The sequence below is a fragment of the Bradyrhizobium sp. USDA 4532 genome (genome assembly GCF_024171315.1).
Classification (GTDB): Bacteria; Pseudomonadota; Alphaproteobacteria; order Rhizobiales; family Xanthobacteraceae; genus Bradyrhizobium; species Bradyrhizobium australafricanum.
Map to the genome: position 1 here is coordinate 1,689,821 of NZ_JALJZN010000001.1, position 15,436 is coordinate 1,705,256.

General features: G+C 65.7%; 15 protein-coding genes. 5 read left to right on the top strand and 10 right to left on the bottom strand.

Features of this window, described 5'->3' with window-relative positions:
- Positions 1–281 precede the first annotated feature (281 nt).
- The 3 genes from efp to J2R76_RS08230 all read left to right on the top strand — a co-directional run bounded on the left by efp (position 282) and on the right by J2R76_RS08230 (position 3,332).
- The gene (gene efp / locus J2R76_RS08220) at positions 282–848 is read left to right on the top strand and encodes an elongation factor P (protein WP_016844580.1); all 567 of its coding nucleotides are present in this window, start codon (positions 282–284) and stop codon (positions 846–848) included.
- A gap of 128 nt (positions 849–976) precedes the next feature.
- A complete protein-coding gene (locus J2R76_RS08225) occupies positions 977–2,581 on the top strand; it encodes a peptidoglycan DD-metalloendopeptidase family protein (protein ID WP_141341097.1) in 1,605 nt (534 codons plus the stop codon).
- Between the two features lie 328 nt (positions 2,582–2,909).
- On the top strand, positions 2,910–3,332 hold the full coding sequence (locus tag J2R76_RS08230) for a DUF805 domain-containing protein (protein ID WP_159109549.1): 423 nt from the start codon (positions 2,910–2,912) through the stop codon (positions 3,330–3,332).
- 21 nt (positions 3,333–3,353) lie between these two features.
- Here the strand turns inward: J2R76_RS08230 and J2R76_RS08235 are convergent, their stop codons facing one another.
- From J2R76_RS08235 to J2R76_RS08245, 3 genes are all read right to left on the bottom strand, one after another.
- Positions 3,354–4,247 (bottom strand): dihydrodipicolinate synthase family protein, encoded by an 894-nt coding sequence (locus J2R76_RS08235; RefSeq protein ID WP_141341095.1) that lies wholly within the window; start codon positions 4,245–4,247, stop codon positions 3,354–3,356.
- Positions 4,248–4,395: 148 nt separating this feature from the next.
- Complete coding sequence (locus J2R76_RS08240; protein ID WP_141341094.1) at positions 4,396–4,902, bottom strand: cupin domain-containing protein; 507 nt, start codon at positions 4,900–4,902, stop codon at positions 4,396–4,398.
- A gap of 41 nt (positions 4,903–4,943) precedes the next feature.
- Entirely contained in the window at positions 4,944–5,423 is a 480-nt protein-coding gene (locus tag J2R76_RS08245) for a carboxymuconolactone decarboxylase family protein (RefSeq protein ID WP_057018579.1), read from the bottom strand.
- 206 nt (positions 5,424–5,629) lie between these two features.
- Between J2R76_RS08245 and J2R76_RS08250 the strand changes: the two genes are divergently transcribed.
- Complete coding sequence (locus J2R76_RS08250; RefSeq protein ID WP_246786882.1) at positions 5,630–6,094, top strand: MarR family winged helix-turn-helix transcriptional regulator; 465 nt, start codon at positions 5,630–5,632, stop codon at positions 6,092–6,094.
- A gap of 55 nt (positions 6,095–6,149) precedes the next feature.
- Positions 6,150–7,385: a lytic murein transglycosylase gene (locus J2R76_RS08255; RefSeq protein WP_141341091.1), complete on the top strand. Its 1,236-nt coding sequence runs from the start codon at positions 6,150–6,152 to the stop codon at positions 7,383–7,385.
- Between the two features lie 98 nt (positions 7,386–7,483).
- On the opposite strand, the gene J2R76_RS08260 is transcribed toward J2R76_RS08255, so the two are convergent.
- The 7 genes from J2R76_RS08260 to J2R76_RS08290 form a co-directional block, all read right to left on the bottom strand.
- Positions 7,484–8,302: an SDR family NAD(P)-dependent oxidoreductase gene (locus J2R76_RS08260; RefSeq protein WP_076828684.1), complete on the bottom strand. Its 819-nt coding sequence runs from the start codon at positions 8,300–8,302 to the stop codon at positions 7,484–7,486.
- Positions 8,303–8,320: 18 nt separating this feature from the next.
- Positions 8,321–10,162 carry a single-stranded-DNA-specific exonuclease RecJ gene (gene recJ / locus J2R76_RS08265; RefSeq protein ID WP_141341090.1) on the bottom strand — a complete coding sequence of 614 codons (1,842 nt, stop codon included), beginning with the start codon at positions 10,160–10,162 and terminating at the stop codon, positions 8,321–8,323.
- Positions 10,163–10,315: 153 nt separating this feature from the next.
- Complete coding sequence (locus J2R76_RS08270; protein WP_057018584.1) at positions 10,316–11,035, bottom strand: haloacid dehalogenase type II; 720 nt, start codon at positions 11,033–11,035, stop codon at positions 10,316–10,318.
- A gap of 127 nt (positions 11,036–11,162) precedes the next feature.
- Positions 11,163–12,161: a class II fructose-bisphosphatase gene (gene glpX / locus J2R76_RS08275; protein ID WP_050420275.1), complete on the bottom strand. Its 999-nt coding sequence runs from the start codon at positions 12,159–12,161 to the stop codon at positions 11,163–11,165.
- Positions 12,162–12,240: 79 nt separating this feature from the next.
- Entirely contained in the window at positions 12,241–13,560 is a 1,320-nt protein-coding gene (locus tag J2R76_RS08280; RefSeq protein ID WP_057018585.1) for a homoserine dehydrogenase, read from the bottom strand.
- 38 nt (positions 13,561–13,598) lie between these two features.
- Positions 13,599–14,819 (bottom strand): LL-diaminopimelate aminotransferase, encoded by a 1,221-nt coding sequence (locus J2R76_RS08285; RefSeq protein ID WP_016842955.1) that lies wholly within the window; start codon positions 14,817–14,819, stop codon positions 13,599–13,601.
- A gap of 216 nt (positions 14,820–15,035) precedes the next feature.
- Positions 15,036–15,311, bottom strand: a complete 276-nt coding sequence (locus J2R76_RS08290) for a hypothetical protein (protein ID WP_057018586.1) — start codon at positions 15,309–15,311, stop codon at positions 15,036–15,038.
- Positions 15,312–15,436: the final 125 nt, after the last annotated feature.

Consider the following 15,436-nt stretch of genomic DNA (forward strand, 5'->3'; position numbering starts at 1 on the left):
CTTCTTGTCGAAAGACGCGCACCTTGTCCATGCGCGCGCGTGGCTGAACCTGAACCACGGCTCGCGCGTCCCATCCGCAGTTTCGCTGAAACGGATGAGCCCATGGCCGAAAAATAGGGCCGATCGGGACGGCCGGGACGGTTGGCAACCTTGCGAATTCGGCCGCAAAAGACTGGCATCTCAGGGACAAATCAGTATGTTGCAGCCCGAAATCGCCGCCATGGCCGAGGGGCTGCCGATCCGGTTGGCGCCCTTAGGCTCTCAAATTCAGGAAAACACCTTTGAAAGTCATCGCCAGTTCCATCCGCAAGGGCAACGTCATCGAGCAGGACGGCAAGCTCTATGTGGTCCTGTCCGCCGAGAACATCCATCCCGGCAAGGGCACCCCGGTCAGCCAGATCGAAATGCGCCGCATCGGCGACGGCGTGAAGGTTTCGGAGCGCTACAAGACCACCGACCAGGTCGAGAAGGCCACCGTCGAGGACCACAACTACAACTACCTCTATGAAGATGGCGACGGCTTCCACTTCATGAACAACGACAACTACGACCAGGTCCAGGTCTCCAAGGAGATCGTCGGCTCGTCCGCGCCGTATCTGCAGGAGAACATGACCGTGAAGCTCTCGATGCACGAGGGCAACCCGGTCGCGATCCAGCTGCCGCAGCGCGTGACGCTGGAAGTGGTCGAGACCGAGCCTGTGACCAAGGGCCAGACCGCCTCCTCGTCCTACAAGCCGGCCATGCTGTCCAACGGCCTGCGCACCGGCGTGCCGCCGCACATCACCACCGGCACGCGCATCGTGGTCATGACCGAAGACGGTTCCTACGTCGAACGCGCCAAGGACTGAGCGCTTGAGGCGCGGTGGGATTTGAAATGAATCGTCACCGCGCCTCAACTTGTTGGTTAAGCATCAACTTTAGCGAAAACCGCTACACACTTTTCCGGAACTTGCTTTAGTCTTACGGGCGATCCGACATGAGCCCGGGGTGTGCAGTGAACAGGAAGGTGGTCAGCTTCGTCAGTTGCTGGCTGGCAGCCCTGCTCTCGCCTCTTCCCGGCGCCCATGCCGACGAATTCCGAACGCCATCGATCTCGGCCATGCGGGTCGAATGGCGCGCCGTGCTCGACCAGCTGCGGCAGGAGATCGGCAGCCGCCCGGCCATCGCCGCCGGCTTCACTTTCGCAGGCCAGCGCCGCGTGCCCGCCACCGATCCGCGGGCGACGCCTGCGCTGGTGCAGTTGAACGCGGTGACAGCGCCGCTGTTTCCCGGCATTGCGCAGAGCCCGATCCCGGTGCTGCTGCCGCTCGACCCCGCAAGCTATCTCGACGCGCGGCAAAACGGTGCGCTGGACAGCCTGTCGATCGCGCGCTACCAGGCCGACTTCCGCGCGGTCGATTTCTTCCATGCCGGTGCATCGGGCTACGATGCCGTGTTCTCGCTCGACCCCGGCGCCGGCGACGGCCTGCCGCCGCGGACATTTGCAAAGCCGGTCGAGGTGCAGATTTCCGGCTCGATCCTGGTTTACGACCTCGCCGACCGGCTCGGCGGCAAGGGCGAGCCGGTCAGGACGCTGGCCGCGCAGTTTCCGGACCTGCGCCGCTTCATTCGCGAGGGCTATGTCCGCTACGCCTTCACCCGCTTCGGAATTCCCTATGTCGTCTCGATCCAGTGCCTCGACAGCGCGCCGCGGCCGAAGCGGCTGGCCTGCCGCGAGGCCTATCCGGTCGCCGAGCGGTTTCTGAGGGCCCTGCGCATTGTCGGCGGCCAGCCGTCACGGCCACGCAGCGACGTCGCCTCCGACATCGCCGAGCGGCCGGCCGCGCAATCCGCCGACTTCACCTACCACCCGAGCGGCGACATCGTCGCGGGCAGCGGCGGCCGCAGGCAACAAGGCGGCCACGCCGACTTCACCGTCTATTCGCAGATCCGCTTTCCGCTCGAGAAGGCGCCGGCCTTCGCCCACTCGCAATCCTTCGCCAAGCGCAAGCCCGGCGCGGCCATCGACACGTATCCCTGGCAAGACAATTTCTGCGAGGCGCGCAGCTTCGAGGTCGGCCAATGCGCCAGCGGCTACGGCCATCAGGGCCAGGACATCCGCCCCGGCGCATGTCCTGTCGACAGCAAAGATGGCTGCGACCCCAAGCAGCAGGCGGTCGTTGCGGTGCGCGACAGTATCGTGATCCGCTCGGCGCAGCAGCAGGCCGCGACGTTGCAGGTCAACACCCGCACCGAGCATGTCCGCTTCCGCTACATGCACATGAACCCGTCAGTGATGGATGCAGACGGCCTGCTCAACGGACGCCGCGTCAGCGAGGGCGAGAAGATCGGCGTGGTCTCGAACTATCTCGACCACCCCAACGGCACATCGCGGCATCTGCATTTCGACGTCCAGCTGTTTACGCGCGACGGCTGGCTGTGGGTCAATCCCTACACCACGCTGGTGTCGGCCTATGAGCGGCTGATCCGTGGCCGCGGCCGCGAGATCGGACCGGAGCCCGGGCTTGCAGCCGCCGTGGCCCATGCCCTGCCCGACGACGTCGTGCATCGCATCGACACCCAGGAAGGCGGCGGCAATTAGAGTGTTGTCGAGCGAAGGGGACACCGGTTCGGGGCGCACTGCCAAAATATCGAAAACAACCCCATGCAAAGTAGCCGGCGGCTGCCGTCGTTCGACACGACAACTTGACACGTCGGGCAAATCAGCGGCATTATTCCATTATTCCGAAATTGTGCAAACGCCCACCGCAGGTTCCATTCGGAATCGCATCGATGCGCGCCATGTCGCGGCGACAATTGCCAGCTTGAATGATCATGATGGAAGCAGCAATCCGCGGGAACCTGTCCCGCTTTGACCGTCGGACGCAAGTCTCTATCAGATGCCCATTCAGGCTGGACCACAACCAAGCATGCTCTCGACCTTCCGCTGGTTCTTTCTTTCGGTGAAAGGCCGCATCAGCCGGCAGGAATTCGGCCTGGGATTTTTCGGTCTCGTGCTGGTCGACATGCTCATCATTCGCATCGGCGTAAGGCTCGACCACGGTCCGCGGTATTATGACAGCAGCCCGCCCGCCGACGACCTGTCCGTCCTGCGCTTGCTGCTCATGTTGTCGTTGTGGCCGTTCGCCGCGATCCTGGTGAAGCGGCTGCACGACCTCAACGTCTCGGGCTGGTGGGCGCTGACGATCCTCGCCGTTCCCCACCTCGCCGCCGCGCTGCACGTCAAATACTGGGTCCCCTATCTGGCGCTCGTCGCAACGCTGAGCGTGCTGCCGGGATCGAAGGGTGACAACCGGTTCGGCCGCGACCCGCTGGCGCGCGCCGGCATCTAGCGCCCTCCGCCGTGGTTGCGATCAGTCGATCTCCATCGCAGCCAACGCCTCCTTGACGCGCCTCTGAGCGTCCGCGGGCAGCGGCAATATCGGACGTGGAGGCTCGGCCGCGCAGACCCCTCTGAGATTGGCAAGTGCGTAGACAACACGCAGACTGGAATATGTCCTGAACAGATCCCAAATCGGCTGCAGACGCGCGTTGAACTCTCGCGCCCGGGCCGCATCGCCGCTCCTCGCGGCGCGAACGATGTCCACGCAGACCTTCGGGAAGATTCCTGCGACAACGCTGTACCAGGTATCTCCGCCCGCCAGCAGCGCCTCGGTGCAATTCCAGTCGGCGCTGTAACCCAACGCAACGCCGTCCGGAACCACAGCCCGCAATTCCCTGAGATGGCCCGCCACGGTCGAAGCATCCAGCGCCGGACTTTTCACCGCGACGATTCCCTCGACCCGGCTCAGACGGCCGATGAGAGCCGGCGTGAATTGAAAATGAGTCGTTCCGGGATTGTCATAGATGCAGATCGGCAACCCGCTCTCGCGGGCCACGGTTTGAAAATGCTCAAAGACCTCGTCATCGGTTAGCGGGGTATAGGAAACCGCCGCCAACAGGCCCGCCGTCGCGCCGGCATCACGCGCATCTTGAGCCAGCCGCACCGCATCGTCGGTGCGCAGTGCGCCGATGCCAACCAGTATTGGTGTGTTGCCGGCCGCCGAGGCGATGGCCGCTTGCACGGCGCGCCGCCGCTCATCACGGCTGAAATAGGGATATGAGCCGGTACTTCCGAGCAGCCCGACCGAATCCACCTTCGCCGCAATCAAGGGGTCGAGCAAGGCGCGGAGCGCGCCTACATCGACCCGCCCATCCCGGCTCGAAGGTGTTATCGGGAAGGCAGAGAGCCCCTTCAGGCTGATCATCGATTTGTCCCTCGTCGGCAACCGTCGCCGCAACGTGTCGTGCAATCAATCGACACGCCCCGTTGCGCGCAAGGTCCAGTTTCACGCGAACTGGGCACCAAACTGGTCCAGTGCGCACGTCTTGCAGAAACGAGCGCCCAACCGATCGCTATTCGAGCATCGTGGTCAGCTGCGCGCCCTCGTCCGCCACGAACACCGCGATCAGTTCCGCCGGCTCCGTCGTGCTCGCATTGGCCGAGACCATGTGGGTCGAGCCCGGCGGCTCGAAGAACGACTGGCCGACCTTGAAGGTCTCGACCGGCCCGTCGCCGAGCTGGGAGCGGATTTCACCCTTGGTGATGTAGGCAGTCACCGAACCGGAATGGCGGTGCGGCGGCGTGAAGCCGCCGGGACCATAGAACACGCGCACCACCGTGACACGCTTGCCCGCCACATTGGGCAGCGCGTGCGAGGTGATGACCTCGACCTTGTCGAGCGGTGACGCCGCATTGGCGCTGGCGCACAGCGGCGCGATCACAGAAGAGATCGCGTCCATCGGGGTCGGCACTGCCTTGCCGATCACGAAGGCGGAGGCCAGTCCCGCGATCACGGCCAGCGCGACCGGCCGCGGCGGCCGCGCGAATGGAAGGGATGGTGTCATTGCCATCGAGGTCATTGCTTTTCTCCCTGTCGGTTGCCGTTTGATCCGCCTCGACGTTACGAAGCCGCCGCGTCCGCACGCTGCCGGCGCGGCGGCGGCGTCCAGCGATAGGCCGCGCCGAACCGGTTCCAGACATTGATCGATGCGATCGCCGAGGTCAGGTAAGTCAGCTCCTGCTCGGAGAATTCGGTGGTGGCCTGCGCATAGACCTCGTCGCTGACGCCGTTCGGCAGGGTCGTCAACGCTTCGGTCCAGGCCAGCGCGGCGCGCTCGCGCGGCGTGAACTGCGGTGCCTCGCGCCACACCACGACGAGATTCAGCTTGTCGGCGGGCACGCCGAGGCTCTCGCCCTGCAGGATGTGATACTGCACGCAGAACGCGCAGCCGTTGATCTGCGAGGCGCGCAGCTTGACGAGTTCGAGCAGCTGCTTGTCGAGGCCGGCCTTCGCCGCGAACTGGCCGAGCGCGCGCACCGCGGCGAAGACGTCGGGCGCGAGCTTCTCGAAGTCGGTGTATTCCTTGCGGGCATGTGACATTGGCCTGGCCTCATGTTATCAGTGTACTGAGATATTATCAGAGCTCTGATATCGTCGGCAAGATGCGGGCATCGGCAAAGGCGGCAGCACGCGACATGGCGGCAATGCGGAAACGAGGCAAATCGGGCACCGCCGAGCGGCGCCCGGTCGGAAAAGCCGCCGGTCGACGGGCCGCAGCGAATGCGGGATCGAGCGCAGGCGACGTCATGTTCGCCCCTTCCGTTCCGGCGCCGGGCGAAGGCAAGCGCGGCGAGCAGGGCTATCTCGCCTATCTGCTGCGTCAGGCCCACGCGGCCTCGCGGCTGTCGATGGAGCGCCAGCTGGGACAGCTCGGCGTCACCTCGCCGCAATTCGTCGTGCTGACGATGCTGAAAGCCTATCCGGGGCTCTCAGGCGCCGATCTGGCTCGCGTCGCGCTGCTGACCCCGCAGACCGTGAGCGTGATCATCCGCAACCTCGAGCGCGACGGCGCGATCGGCAAGACGCCGCACCCCGTCCACGGCCGCGTGTTGCAATGGACCCTGACCGGCCATGGAACCGCGCTGCTGGAGAAATGCCGGCAGATCGCCCAGGCCCAGGAGCGGCGGCTCGCCGCTAGCCTCGACGCGAGGTCGGAGCAAATTGTCCGGCAATGGCTGTCAAAAATCGCCACAGATTTGCAAGACACATAGCTCCTGCGGCGGCGTGGCTTTTGGCTCACCCGATCGGCGCCGCTACACTGGCCCGATGAAACAGCCTGATTCTCCGAAATCCCCTGCCCGCCGCGCCGCCCTTAAGGCCGGGCTCGCGGCCGGCGTGGTGCTCGTCAATCCGCTCGGCGCGCTCGCGGCCGCCCCTCCGGGCTTCGACCAGTGGCGCGACAATTTTCGCGCTCGCGCGCTCGCCAAGGGCATTTCGGAGGCGACCTGGAATCGCTGCATGGGGCGGATCGAGCCCGACATGAGCGTGTTCAGGCAGATGCGCAACCAGCCTGAATTCCACGAGCAGATCTGGCAGTACATCAACCGCCGCGTCTCCGACTGGCGGGTCATTCACGGCAAGGAGGCGCTGAAGAAGAACGAGGCGCTGTTCGGCCGGATCGAACGCGATTTCGGCGTCGAGCGCGGCACGCTGCTCGCGCTGTGGGGCGTCGAGTCGGCCTATGGCGATCCGCTGGTGCAGCAGAACCACATGACGCCGGTGTTTCCCTCGCTGGCGGCGCTCGCCTGGAACGAGCCGCGTCGCAAGGCCTATTGGGAGACCGAGTTGATCAACGCGATGAAGATCGTGCAGCGCGGCTGGAGCACGCCCCAGGAGATGAACGGCTCCTGGGCCGGCGCGATGGGTCATTCGCAGTGGATGCCGGAAGTCTGGCTCAATGTCGGCTTCGACTATGACGGCGACGGCAAGGTCTCGCCGTTCGGCCGGCCCGACGACGCGCTGGGCTCGACCGCGAAATATCTCGTCAACCGCGGCAAGTGGCACCGCGGCGAGCATTGGGGCTACGAGGTCCGCGCGCCCGGCGGCGGCGGCAGCGGCAGCCGCACCTATGCGGCCTGGGCCAGCGCCGGCGTCGTCAGAGCCGACGGCCAGCCGTTTCCGCAGCCGAACGCATCAGCGCAACTGTGGATCCCCGTCTCGGGCGGCCCGGCCTTCCTGCTCGGTCCGAACTTCAATTCGGTGAAGAGCTACAACCCGTCGATGAACTACGCGCTGGCGATCTGCCATCTCGGCGATCGCTGCCTCGGCGGGCCGCCCTTCATCCAACCCTTCCCGGGCTCGGAGCGCGCGCTGACGCTCGCCGAGGTGCAGGAGATGCAGACGCGGCTGACCAAGGCCGGCTTCGACACCGGCGGCACCGACGGCCGCGTCGGCAACGACACCATGAAGGCGATCAAGGATTTTCAAATCAAGACGGGCCTGTTGCCCGCCGATGGTTACGGCGGGCTCAAGGTGCTGGCGCGGTTGCGCCAAGGCGGCTAGCCATCATGCGATCCGCGTAGCCCGGGTGAGCGAAAGCGATACCCGGGGACGCATTTCCCGCATATCGCTCCGCTCATGCGGGCTACGACAGTTCGCTCCTACCGGCTCGCAGGCTGCCGCACGACGCCGCCGGCATTCATGCCGCCGTCGATCACGAGCTCGCTGCCTGTGACGTAACGCGACGCGTCGGAAGCGAGATAGAGCACGCCCTGGGCGATCTCGATGGCCTGGCCGGCGCGGCCCAGCGGTGTGGCGAACCTCGCGCGCTCCTCCGGATCGATCGGCGCGTTCTGGCCGGCGCCGGTCGCGCCGGTCGGGATCTTGCCCCAGATCGGCGTGTCGATGATGCCGGGATGCACCGAGTTGACGCGGATGCCGTCGCCGATCTGCGCGCATTCCATCGCGATCGACTTGGCGAACAGCCGCACCGCGCCCTTCGTCGCGCTGTAGCCGGAGAGCGTCGCCGCGCCGCGCAGGCCGGCCAGCGACGACATCATGATGATGGAGCCGCCGCCATGCTTGCGCATCAGCGGCAGCGAGTGCTTCACCGACAGGAATACGCCATCGATATTGATGGCGGTCTGGCGGCGCCAGTCCGCGAGCGACATCTCGACAATCGAGGGCGCTCCGATGCCGATGCCGGCATTCGAGACCATGATATCGAGGCGGCCATGGCGCTTGCCGATCTCACTGATGATTTCGATCCAGCGCTCCTCGCTGGTGACGTCCTGCGGCAAGAAGGTCACGTTCCGCCCGGCCTTGGTGAGCCGCGCGGCGAGCTCGGGTCCCCTCAACTCATCGATATCGGTCGCAATAACGGTCGCGCCTTCCTGCGCGAGCAATTCAACGATGGCCTCGCCAATGCCCGATGCGCCGCCGGTCACCAGCGCAACCTTGCCTTCAACCTGTCCTGACATGTCCTCTCCCAACGTTTCTTATCGGATCACCGTCGGGCCCTGATCCGGCACCGCGACGTCGAGGACACGGAATTGCACACGTTCGGTGCCTTGCCAACGGTCGACCGCAAGAGAGCCCGCCACGTGCAATTGCTGGCCGCGATTTTGCGTCAAGGCGCTGCCGAGCTTCTGTCCGACGGAACGGAACGCGATACCGTTGACGATGGAGCCGTCGCCTGACTTGAAGCGCAGCCGCAGATGCGCCTGCCCGACTTCGTCGGCATAGACCAGCTGATGCGACGGCAGCGCGATCACCGGTTCCGGATTGGCGCTGCCGAACGGGCCAGCACGATTGAGTGTCGCGGCGAACTCCGGCGTCACCGCGCGCGCGGTCACGGCGCCGTCGATGAACAGCTCGTTCTCGTGCCGCGAATTGGCGACGTCGGCCGCCAGCGCGCTCTCCATGTAAGCGCGGAATTCGGCGAGCTTCTCCTTGCGCAGCGTGACGCCGGCCGCCATCGCGTGCCCGCCGCCCTTCATCAAAAGGCCGTCGTGCACCGCCTGCCGCACCGCCTTCCCGAGATCGACGCCGCCGATCGAGCGGCCCGATCCGGTGCCGATGCCGCCGGGCTCCAGCGCGATCGCGAACGCAGGACGCGCGAACTTCTCCTTCAGCCGCGCCGCCACAAGCCCGACCACGCCGGGATGCCAGCCTTCCGCCGCGGTGACGATGACAGCGCCCTTGTCCTCGAGCCCGAGCGAAGCCAGCGCCTCGGCCTCGGCCTGCGCCTCGGCCGCCTGCTCGATCACGCGCCGTTCGGCATTGAGGCGATCGAGCTCGGCCGCGATCCGCGCAGCTTCCGAGATATCGCCTTCGAGCAATAGTCGCACGCCGAGATCGGCGCGCCCGATCCGGCCGCCGGCATTGATGCGCGGTCCCAGCATGAAGCCGAGATGCCAGGCCTCCGGCGGGCCGTTCAGGCGCGCGACATCCATCAGCGCGGTGTGGCCGACATGGTCGCGGCGACGCATCGCGATCAGGCCCTTGGCGACGAAGGCCCGGTTGAGCCCGATCAGCGGCGCGACGTCGGCAACGGTGCCGAGCGCGACGTGATGCAGCACGCTGAGCAGGTCGGGCTCCGGCATCTCGCCGGTCCAGAAGCCGCGCTGGCGCAGTTCGCGATTCACCGCGACCAAGGTCACCAGCACGAGGCCGACCGCTGCGAGATGGCCGAGCCCCGAGAGATCGTCGGGCCGGTTCGGATTCACCAGTGCGTCGACCTCGGGCAACACATCGCCGGTCTGGTGATGATCGATCACGACGACCGACATCCCGAGCTTCCTGGCTTCCGACAGCGGCTCGATGCTGGTGGTGCCGCAATCGACCGTGACCAGCAGCGTCGCGCCCTTCGCCGCCAGCGCACGCACGGCGTCGACGTTCGGCCCGTAGCCTTCGAAAATGCGGTCGGGAATGTGGATCAGCGGGTCCAGCCCGCAATGGCGCAGATGCCAGGTCAGCAGCGCGGCCGAGGTCGCACCGTCGACATCATAGTCGCCGAAGATCGCAACCTTCTCGCCGCGCACCGCGGCATCCGCGATGCGCTTGGCCGCGTGCTCCATCTCGGTGACCGTGTGAGGATCCGGCATCAGCTTGCGGATGGTCGGGTCGAGGAAGTCGGGAACCTCGTCGATCCCGACGTCGCGCCCCGCCAGCACGCGCGCCAGCATTTCCGGCAATTGATAGCGCTGCACGATCGCGAGCGCCCGCGCCGCCCCGCGCGCATCCAGCCGGTCGCGCCAGAGTTTTCCGGTCAGCGACCGCGTCACGCCGAGGAACGCCTGTGGCGCCTCGACGGGCAGTGCGGATGCGTGCAGCGTCATGAGCCCTTCCGAACAGAGCGTTTTCAAGCGAAGTGGGCACCGGTTCGCGTGAAGAAAACGCGTCAAACAAAAATCCGGAACATCGGTCCTGATCCAATCAGGGCCGATGCGTCCGGCAGGAATCGTAACGCTTCGATGATTTGTGGACCAGTTCTAGCAGCCCATTCGGCTGGCGATTTCCCCGAAATCCTTGGCCACGATGTCCCACTCGCCGGTGGCCTCGAAATCGTACTTCTGCAGCGGACCGTATTCGGTCGGACGCGCCACGAAGGCGGTCTTCAGGCCGAGCTTCTGCGCGTGCTTCAGGTCGTAATTGTGGGCGGCGACCATCATCACCTGCTCCGGCGGCAGGCAGAGCAGCTTCGCGGCGCCGAGATAGGTTTCCGGATCGGGCTTGTAGTGCTCGAACAGTTCGGCCGACATCACGAGGTCCCAGGGCAAGCCTGCGAACTTCGCCATGTTGGTGAGCAGCGCGACGTTGCCGTTGGAGAGCGGCGAGATGATGTATTTGGTCTTCAGCCGGGTCAGGCCGGCGACGCTGTCGGGCCACCCGTGCAGGCGATGCCAGCCCAGCGTCAGATGCTGCAAATCGGCCTCACTCAGCCCCTTGATGTCGAATTGCGCGACGAGTTTTTCCAGCGAGCGGCGGTGCAATACGTCGAGGATGACGTAGCCGTTCTGCGGGTTCTTGCGCACCTCGTCCATCGAGGCCGCATAGACCGCGCGCCAGCCGTCGACCAGCGCCGTCCAATCGGCCTTGATACCGCGCGTCTCGCCCCATCTGGTGAAGTCGTTGATCAGGCTGGTGCGCCAGTCGACCACGGTCCCGAACACGTCGAACACCAGCGCCTTGACCCCGGACAGATCGGACATGCGCGTCTCCCTTGTTGTTGTTTTTGGTCCGTCGTTCCGGGGCGATGCGAAGCATCGAACCCGGAACCTCGAGATTCCGGGTTCGCGCTTCGCGCGCCCCGGAATGACGGTTGTTGTAGGCTCGTCCTCAATCCAGGTGGAATTTCTCAAGCTGCCGATGTTCGGCCTTGATGTAGCGCACGGTGCCGGTGACCGAGCGCATCACGACCGTCTCGGTCTCGATCACGTCCTTCTTGAACTTCACGCCGGTCAGCAGCGAGCCGGTGGTGACGCCGGTAGCGGCGAACAGGCAGTCGCCCTTGGCCATGTCCTCGATGCCGTAGATCATCTTCGGATCGGTGACGCCCATCTTGTGCGCGCGCTCGCGCTTCTCCTCGGTGTCGAGGATCAGGCGGCACTGCATCTGGCCGCCAATGCAGCGCAGCGCGACCGCCGCGAGCACGCCCTCGGGCGCACCGCCGGTGCCGATATACATGTCGACACCGGTCTCATCGGGCTTGGCGCAGTGAATGACGCCGGCGACGTCGCCGTCGGTGATTAGTTGCACGGCAGCGCCGGTCGAACGCACGCTGTTGATGATGTCGGCATGGCGCGGACGATCGAGCACCAGCACGTTGATGGCGGTCGGGTCGACGCCCTTGGCCTTGGCGAGCCGGCGGACATTGTCGGCCGGCGGCGCGTCGAGCTCGATCACGTTCTTGGCGTAGCCCGGGCCGATCGCGATCTTCTGCATGTAGACGTCGGGCGCGTGCAGCAGCGTGCCGCCATCGGCCATCGCCATGGTGGCGATCGAGCCCGGCATGTTCTTGGCGCACAGCGTGGTGCCCTCGAGCGGGTCGACCGCGATGTCGACCTTGGGGCCGGCATTGAGGCCGACCTTCTCACCGATGAACAGCATCGGCGCCTCGTCGCGCTCGCCCTCGCCGATTACGACCGTCCCCTCGATCGGCAGCTTGTTGAGCTCGCGCCGCATCGCGTCGACCGCGGCCTTGTCGGCGGCCTTCTCCTGGCCGTGGCCGCGCAGCCGCGCGGCCGACACCGCCGCGCGCTCCGTCACGCGCACGATTTCGAGCGTCAGGATGCGCTCGAGCAGCATCTGCGGCGGAACGGAAATATGGGTCGACATCGGCGTACTCCTTAAGCCTCTGGGACAGGCCAGCCTGCCCGCATCAATCGTCTCACGCCCGACCCGTTCAGGCCATGCGCTAGTTTTTCTCGATCCGGATCACCTGCGGCCGGCCGCTGATGACCTTATCGCGCTGCACTGCGGCCAGCGCACGATGCACGGCATCCTCGCTGGTCGCATAGGTAATCAGAATGACCGGGACCGGTGAAGGTTTTTTGGCCGCACCGTTCACATCGACGCCATCCGGGTGCCGTTGCACGATGGATTCCAGAGATATCTTCTGTTCCGCCAGCCGGGTGGCGATTGTTGCGGCAGTGCCTGCAAGATCGCGCGCCATCAGGCGGATATAATAGCCACCCTCATGGCGTTCCATCGGCGCCTTGGTGGTGTCGCGCAACCGCTCCACCGGACGGCCGAACGGCTTGGCGCGGATGCCGCGGGCGACGTCGGCGATGTCGGCGACCACGGCGGAGGCCGTCGCGCCGCCGCCGGCGCCCGGCCCCACCAGCGTGATCGGCGGAATCCCCTCGCCGTCGATCGCGACAGCGTTGGTGACGCCCATCACCTGCGCGATCGAGGATGATTTCGGCACCATGGTCGGATGCACGCGCTGTTCAATGCCCTTTGCCGTGCGCACCGCGACGCCGAGCAACTTGACGCGGTAACCGAGTTCCGCGGCGGCCTTGAGGTCTTCCGGCGTGATCGAGGAGATGCCTTCGACGTAAACCGCGCTTTCCGCAACCTTGGTTCCGAAGGCGAGGCTGGCCAGGATCGCGAGCTTCTGCGCGGTGTCATGACCATCGACGTCGAACGACGGGTTGGCTTCGGCATAGCCGAGACGCTGGGCGTCCTTCAGACACTCCTCGAACGATAGGCCCTCCTGCTCCATCCGGGTCAGGATGTAATTGCAGGTGCCGTTGAGGATGCCGTAGACGCGGTTGACGCTGGTGCCGGCGAGGCCCTCGCGCAGCGTCTTGATGACCGGGATCGCCGCACCGACCGCCGCCTCGAAATTCAGCGCGCCGCCATGCTTCTCGGCAGCCGCGGCGAGACGCAGTCCATGCTTGGCGATCAGCGCCTTGTTGGCGGTGACGACCGACTTGCCGGCCTTCAGCGCGGTCTCGATCGCGGACAGCGCGGGATCTCCAGCGCCGCCCATCAATTCGACGAAGCAGTCGATATCGGGATCTTCGGCGAGCGCCTCGGGGCTCTTCGCCCAGGCGATGCCGCGCAGGTCGAGGCCGCGCTTCTTGGCTTTCGAGCGCGCCGTGACCGCGACGACGCGAACGCCGCGGCCGCTGCGCTCGGCCAGCGCACGTCCTTGCGTTTCGATGAGGCGGACGACATCGGCACCGACGGTGCCGAGCCCCGCTATGCCCACGTTCAGGGGTGCGACCATGGATTTAAGGGACCTGGAGATTAAGCAACCTGGAAGGATTAGCGTCGGTTGGCGAGAGGAACGACGTTGTGCAACGTTTCGATGCCGCTTTCAAGGAAGCGGCGCACGCCGCGCGCAGCCTGCCGGATGCGCTGCTCGTTCTCCACCATCGCGATGCGGACATAGCCCTCGCCATGCTCACCGAACGCCACGCCGGGCGACACCACGACGCCGGATTTCTCCACCATCAGGGTCGCGAACTGCATGCTGCCGACCGCCTCGAACGCCTTGGGCAGCGGCGCCCAGGCGAACATCGAGGCCTGCGGCGGCGGAATGTCCCAGCCGGCGCGACCAAATGACTCGACCAGCGCATCGCGGCGCTTGCGGTAGGTGTCGCGCATCTCGCGGATGCAGTCGTCGGGACCGTTCAGCGCCGCGGTCGCCGCCACCTGGACCGGCGTGAACGCGCCGTAATCGAGATAGGATTTGACCCGCGCCAGCGCCGCGATGATCCGCTCATTGCCGACCGCAAAGCCCATGCGCCAGCCGGCCATCGAGAACGTCTTCGACATCGAGGTGAACTCGACGGTGACGTCGATCGCGCCGGGCACCTGCAGCACCGACGGCGGCGGATTGTTCTCGTCGAAATAAACCTCGGCATAGGCGAGATCGGACAGGATGAAGATGTCGTGCTTCTTCGCGAACGCGACGAGATCCTTGTAGAAGTCGAGGTCCGCGACGTAGGCTGTCGGGTTCGACGGATAGCAGACGATCAGCGCGATCGGCTTCGGGATCGAATGGATGATCGCCCGCTCGACCGCCTCGAAGAACTGCGGCGTCGGCTCCGAGGGCACCGAGCGGATCACGCCGCCCGCCATCAGGAAGCCGAAGGCATGGATCGGGTAGCTCGGATTGGGGCACAGCACGACGTCGCCCGGCGCCGTGATCGCCTGCGCGACGTTGGCAAACCCCTCCTTCGAGCCGAGCGTCGCAACCACCTGGGTGTCGGGGTTGAGCTTGACGCCGAAGCGGCGCGCATAATAGGCGGCCTGGGCCTTGCGCAGGCCGTTGATGCCGCGCGAGGCCGAGTAGCGGTCGGTCCGCGGCTTGCCCAGCGTCTCCTTGAGCTTCTCGATCACATGCGGCGGGGTCGGCAGGTCCGGGTTCCCCATACCCATGTCGATGATGTCGGCCCCGGCGTTGCGCGCGGCCGCCTTGGCCTGGTTGACCTTCTCAAAGACATAAGGCGGCAGACGGCGAATGCGGTAAAAATCTTCCATGGGACCCTTGCTCCGACAACCGCGATGCCAGAATCGACCCCCTTGGCGTAGTTTGCGGAAGCCGGCTCGGCCTCTGACAGAAATCGCACTGAATCAATGACTTAGAGCGAATTCAGGCGCACGATCTGGGGGCTGCGGCCGGATCTGCGGTTGAACTGGGTTTCTTTTAGCACGGACACCGGGCGGCGCCAGCGCTGATCGGCCGTTTGTCGGGCGCTACTTCCCGCTTTGGGCAGCCGTCGAGGCCTGGCGCGCGCGCGCGGCAATGAGCTCCTGCTCGATCTTGGCCTGGTCCGCCGGCTTGATCGTCGGGTCGGCGCGGTCGGGCGGAAGATCATGGACCGGCAGGTAGCCGGCGGCGTCCTTCTCGCGCGCCGGCGCATCGGCCGGCATCGTCATATCGGCGATCGTGCTCGAGCACCCGCTCAGCGCCACCAACGACGCGAGCAGCACTGCGGCCGCGAGCCCCCTGTTCATTCGATCGATCGGCATGCGCCGAATTGTCCCCAACAAGCTAGCGCGCACGTCGCACGTTGCCGACACGGGTCGCACTGGTACGAGCCTTGCAGCGTCCCGCTGCGTTAATTTCGACTTTAGCGTTTCAAACCATTGTCGCC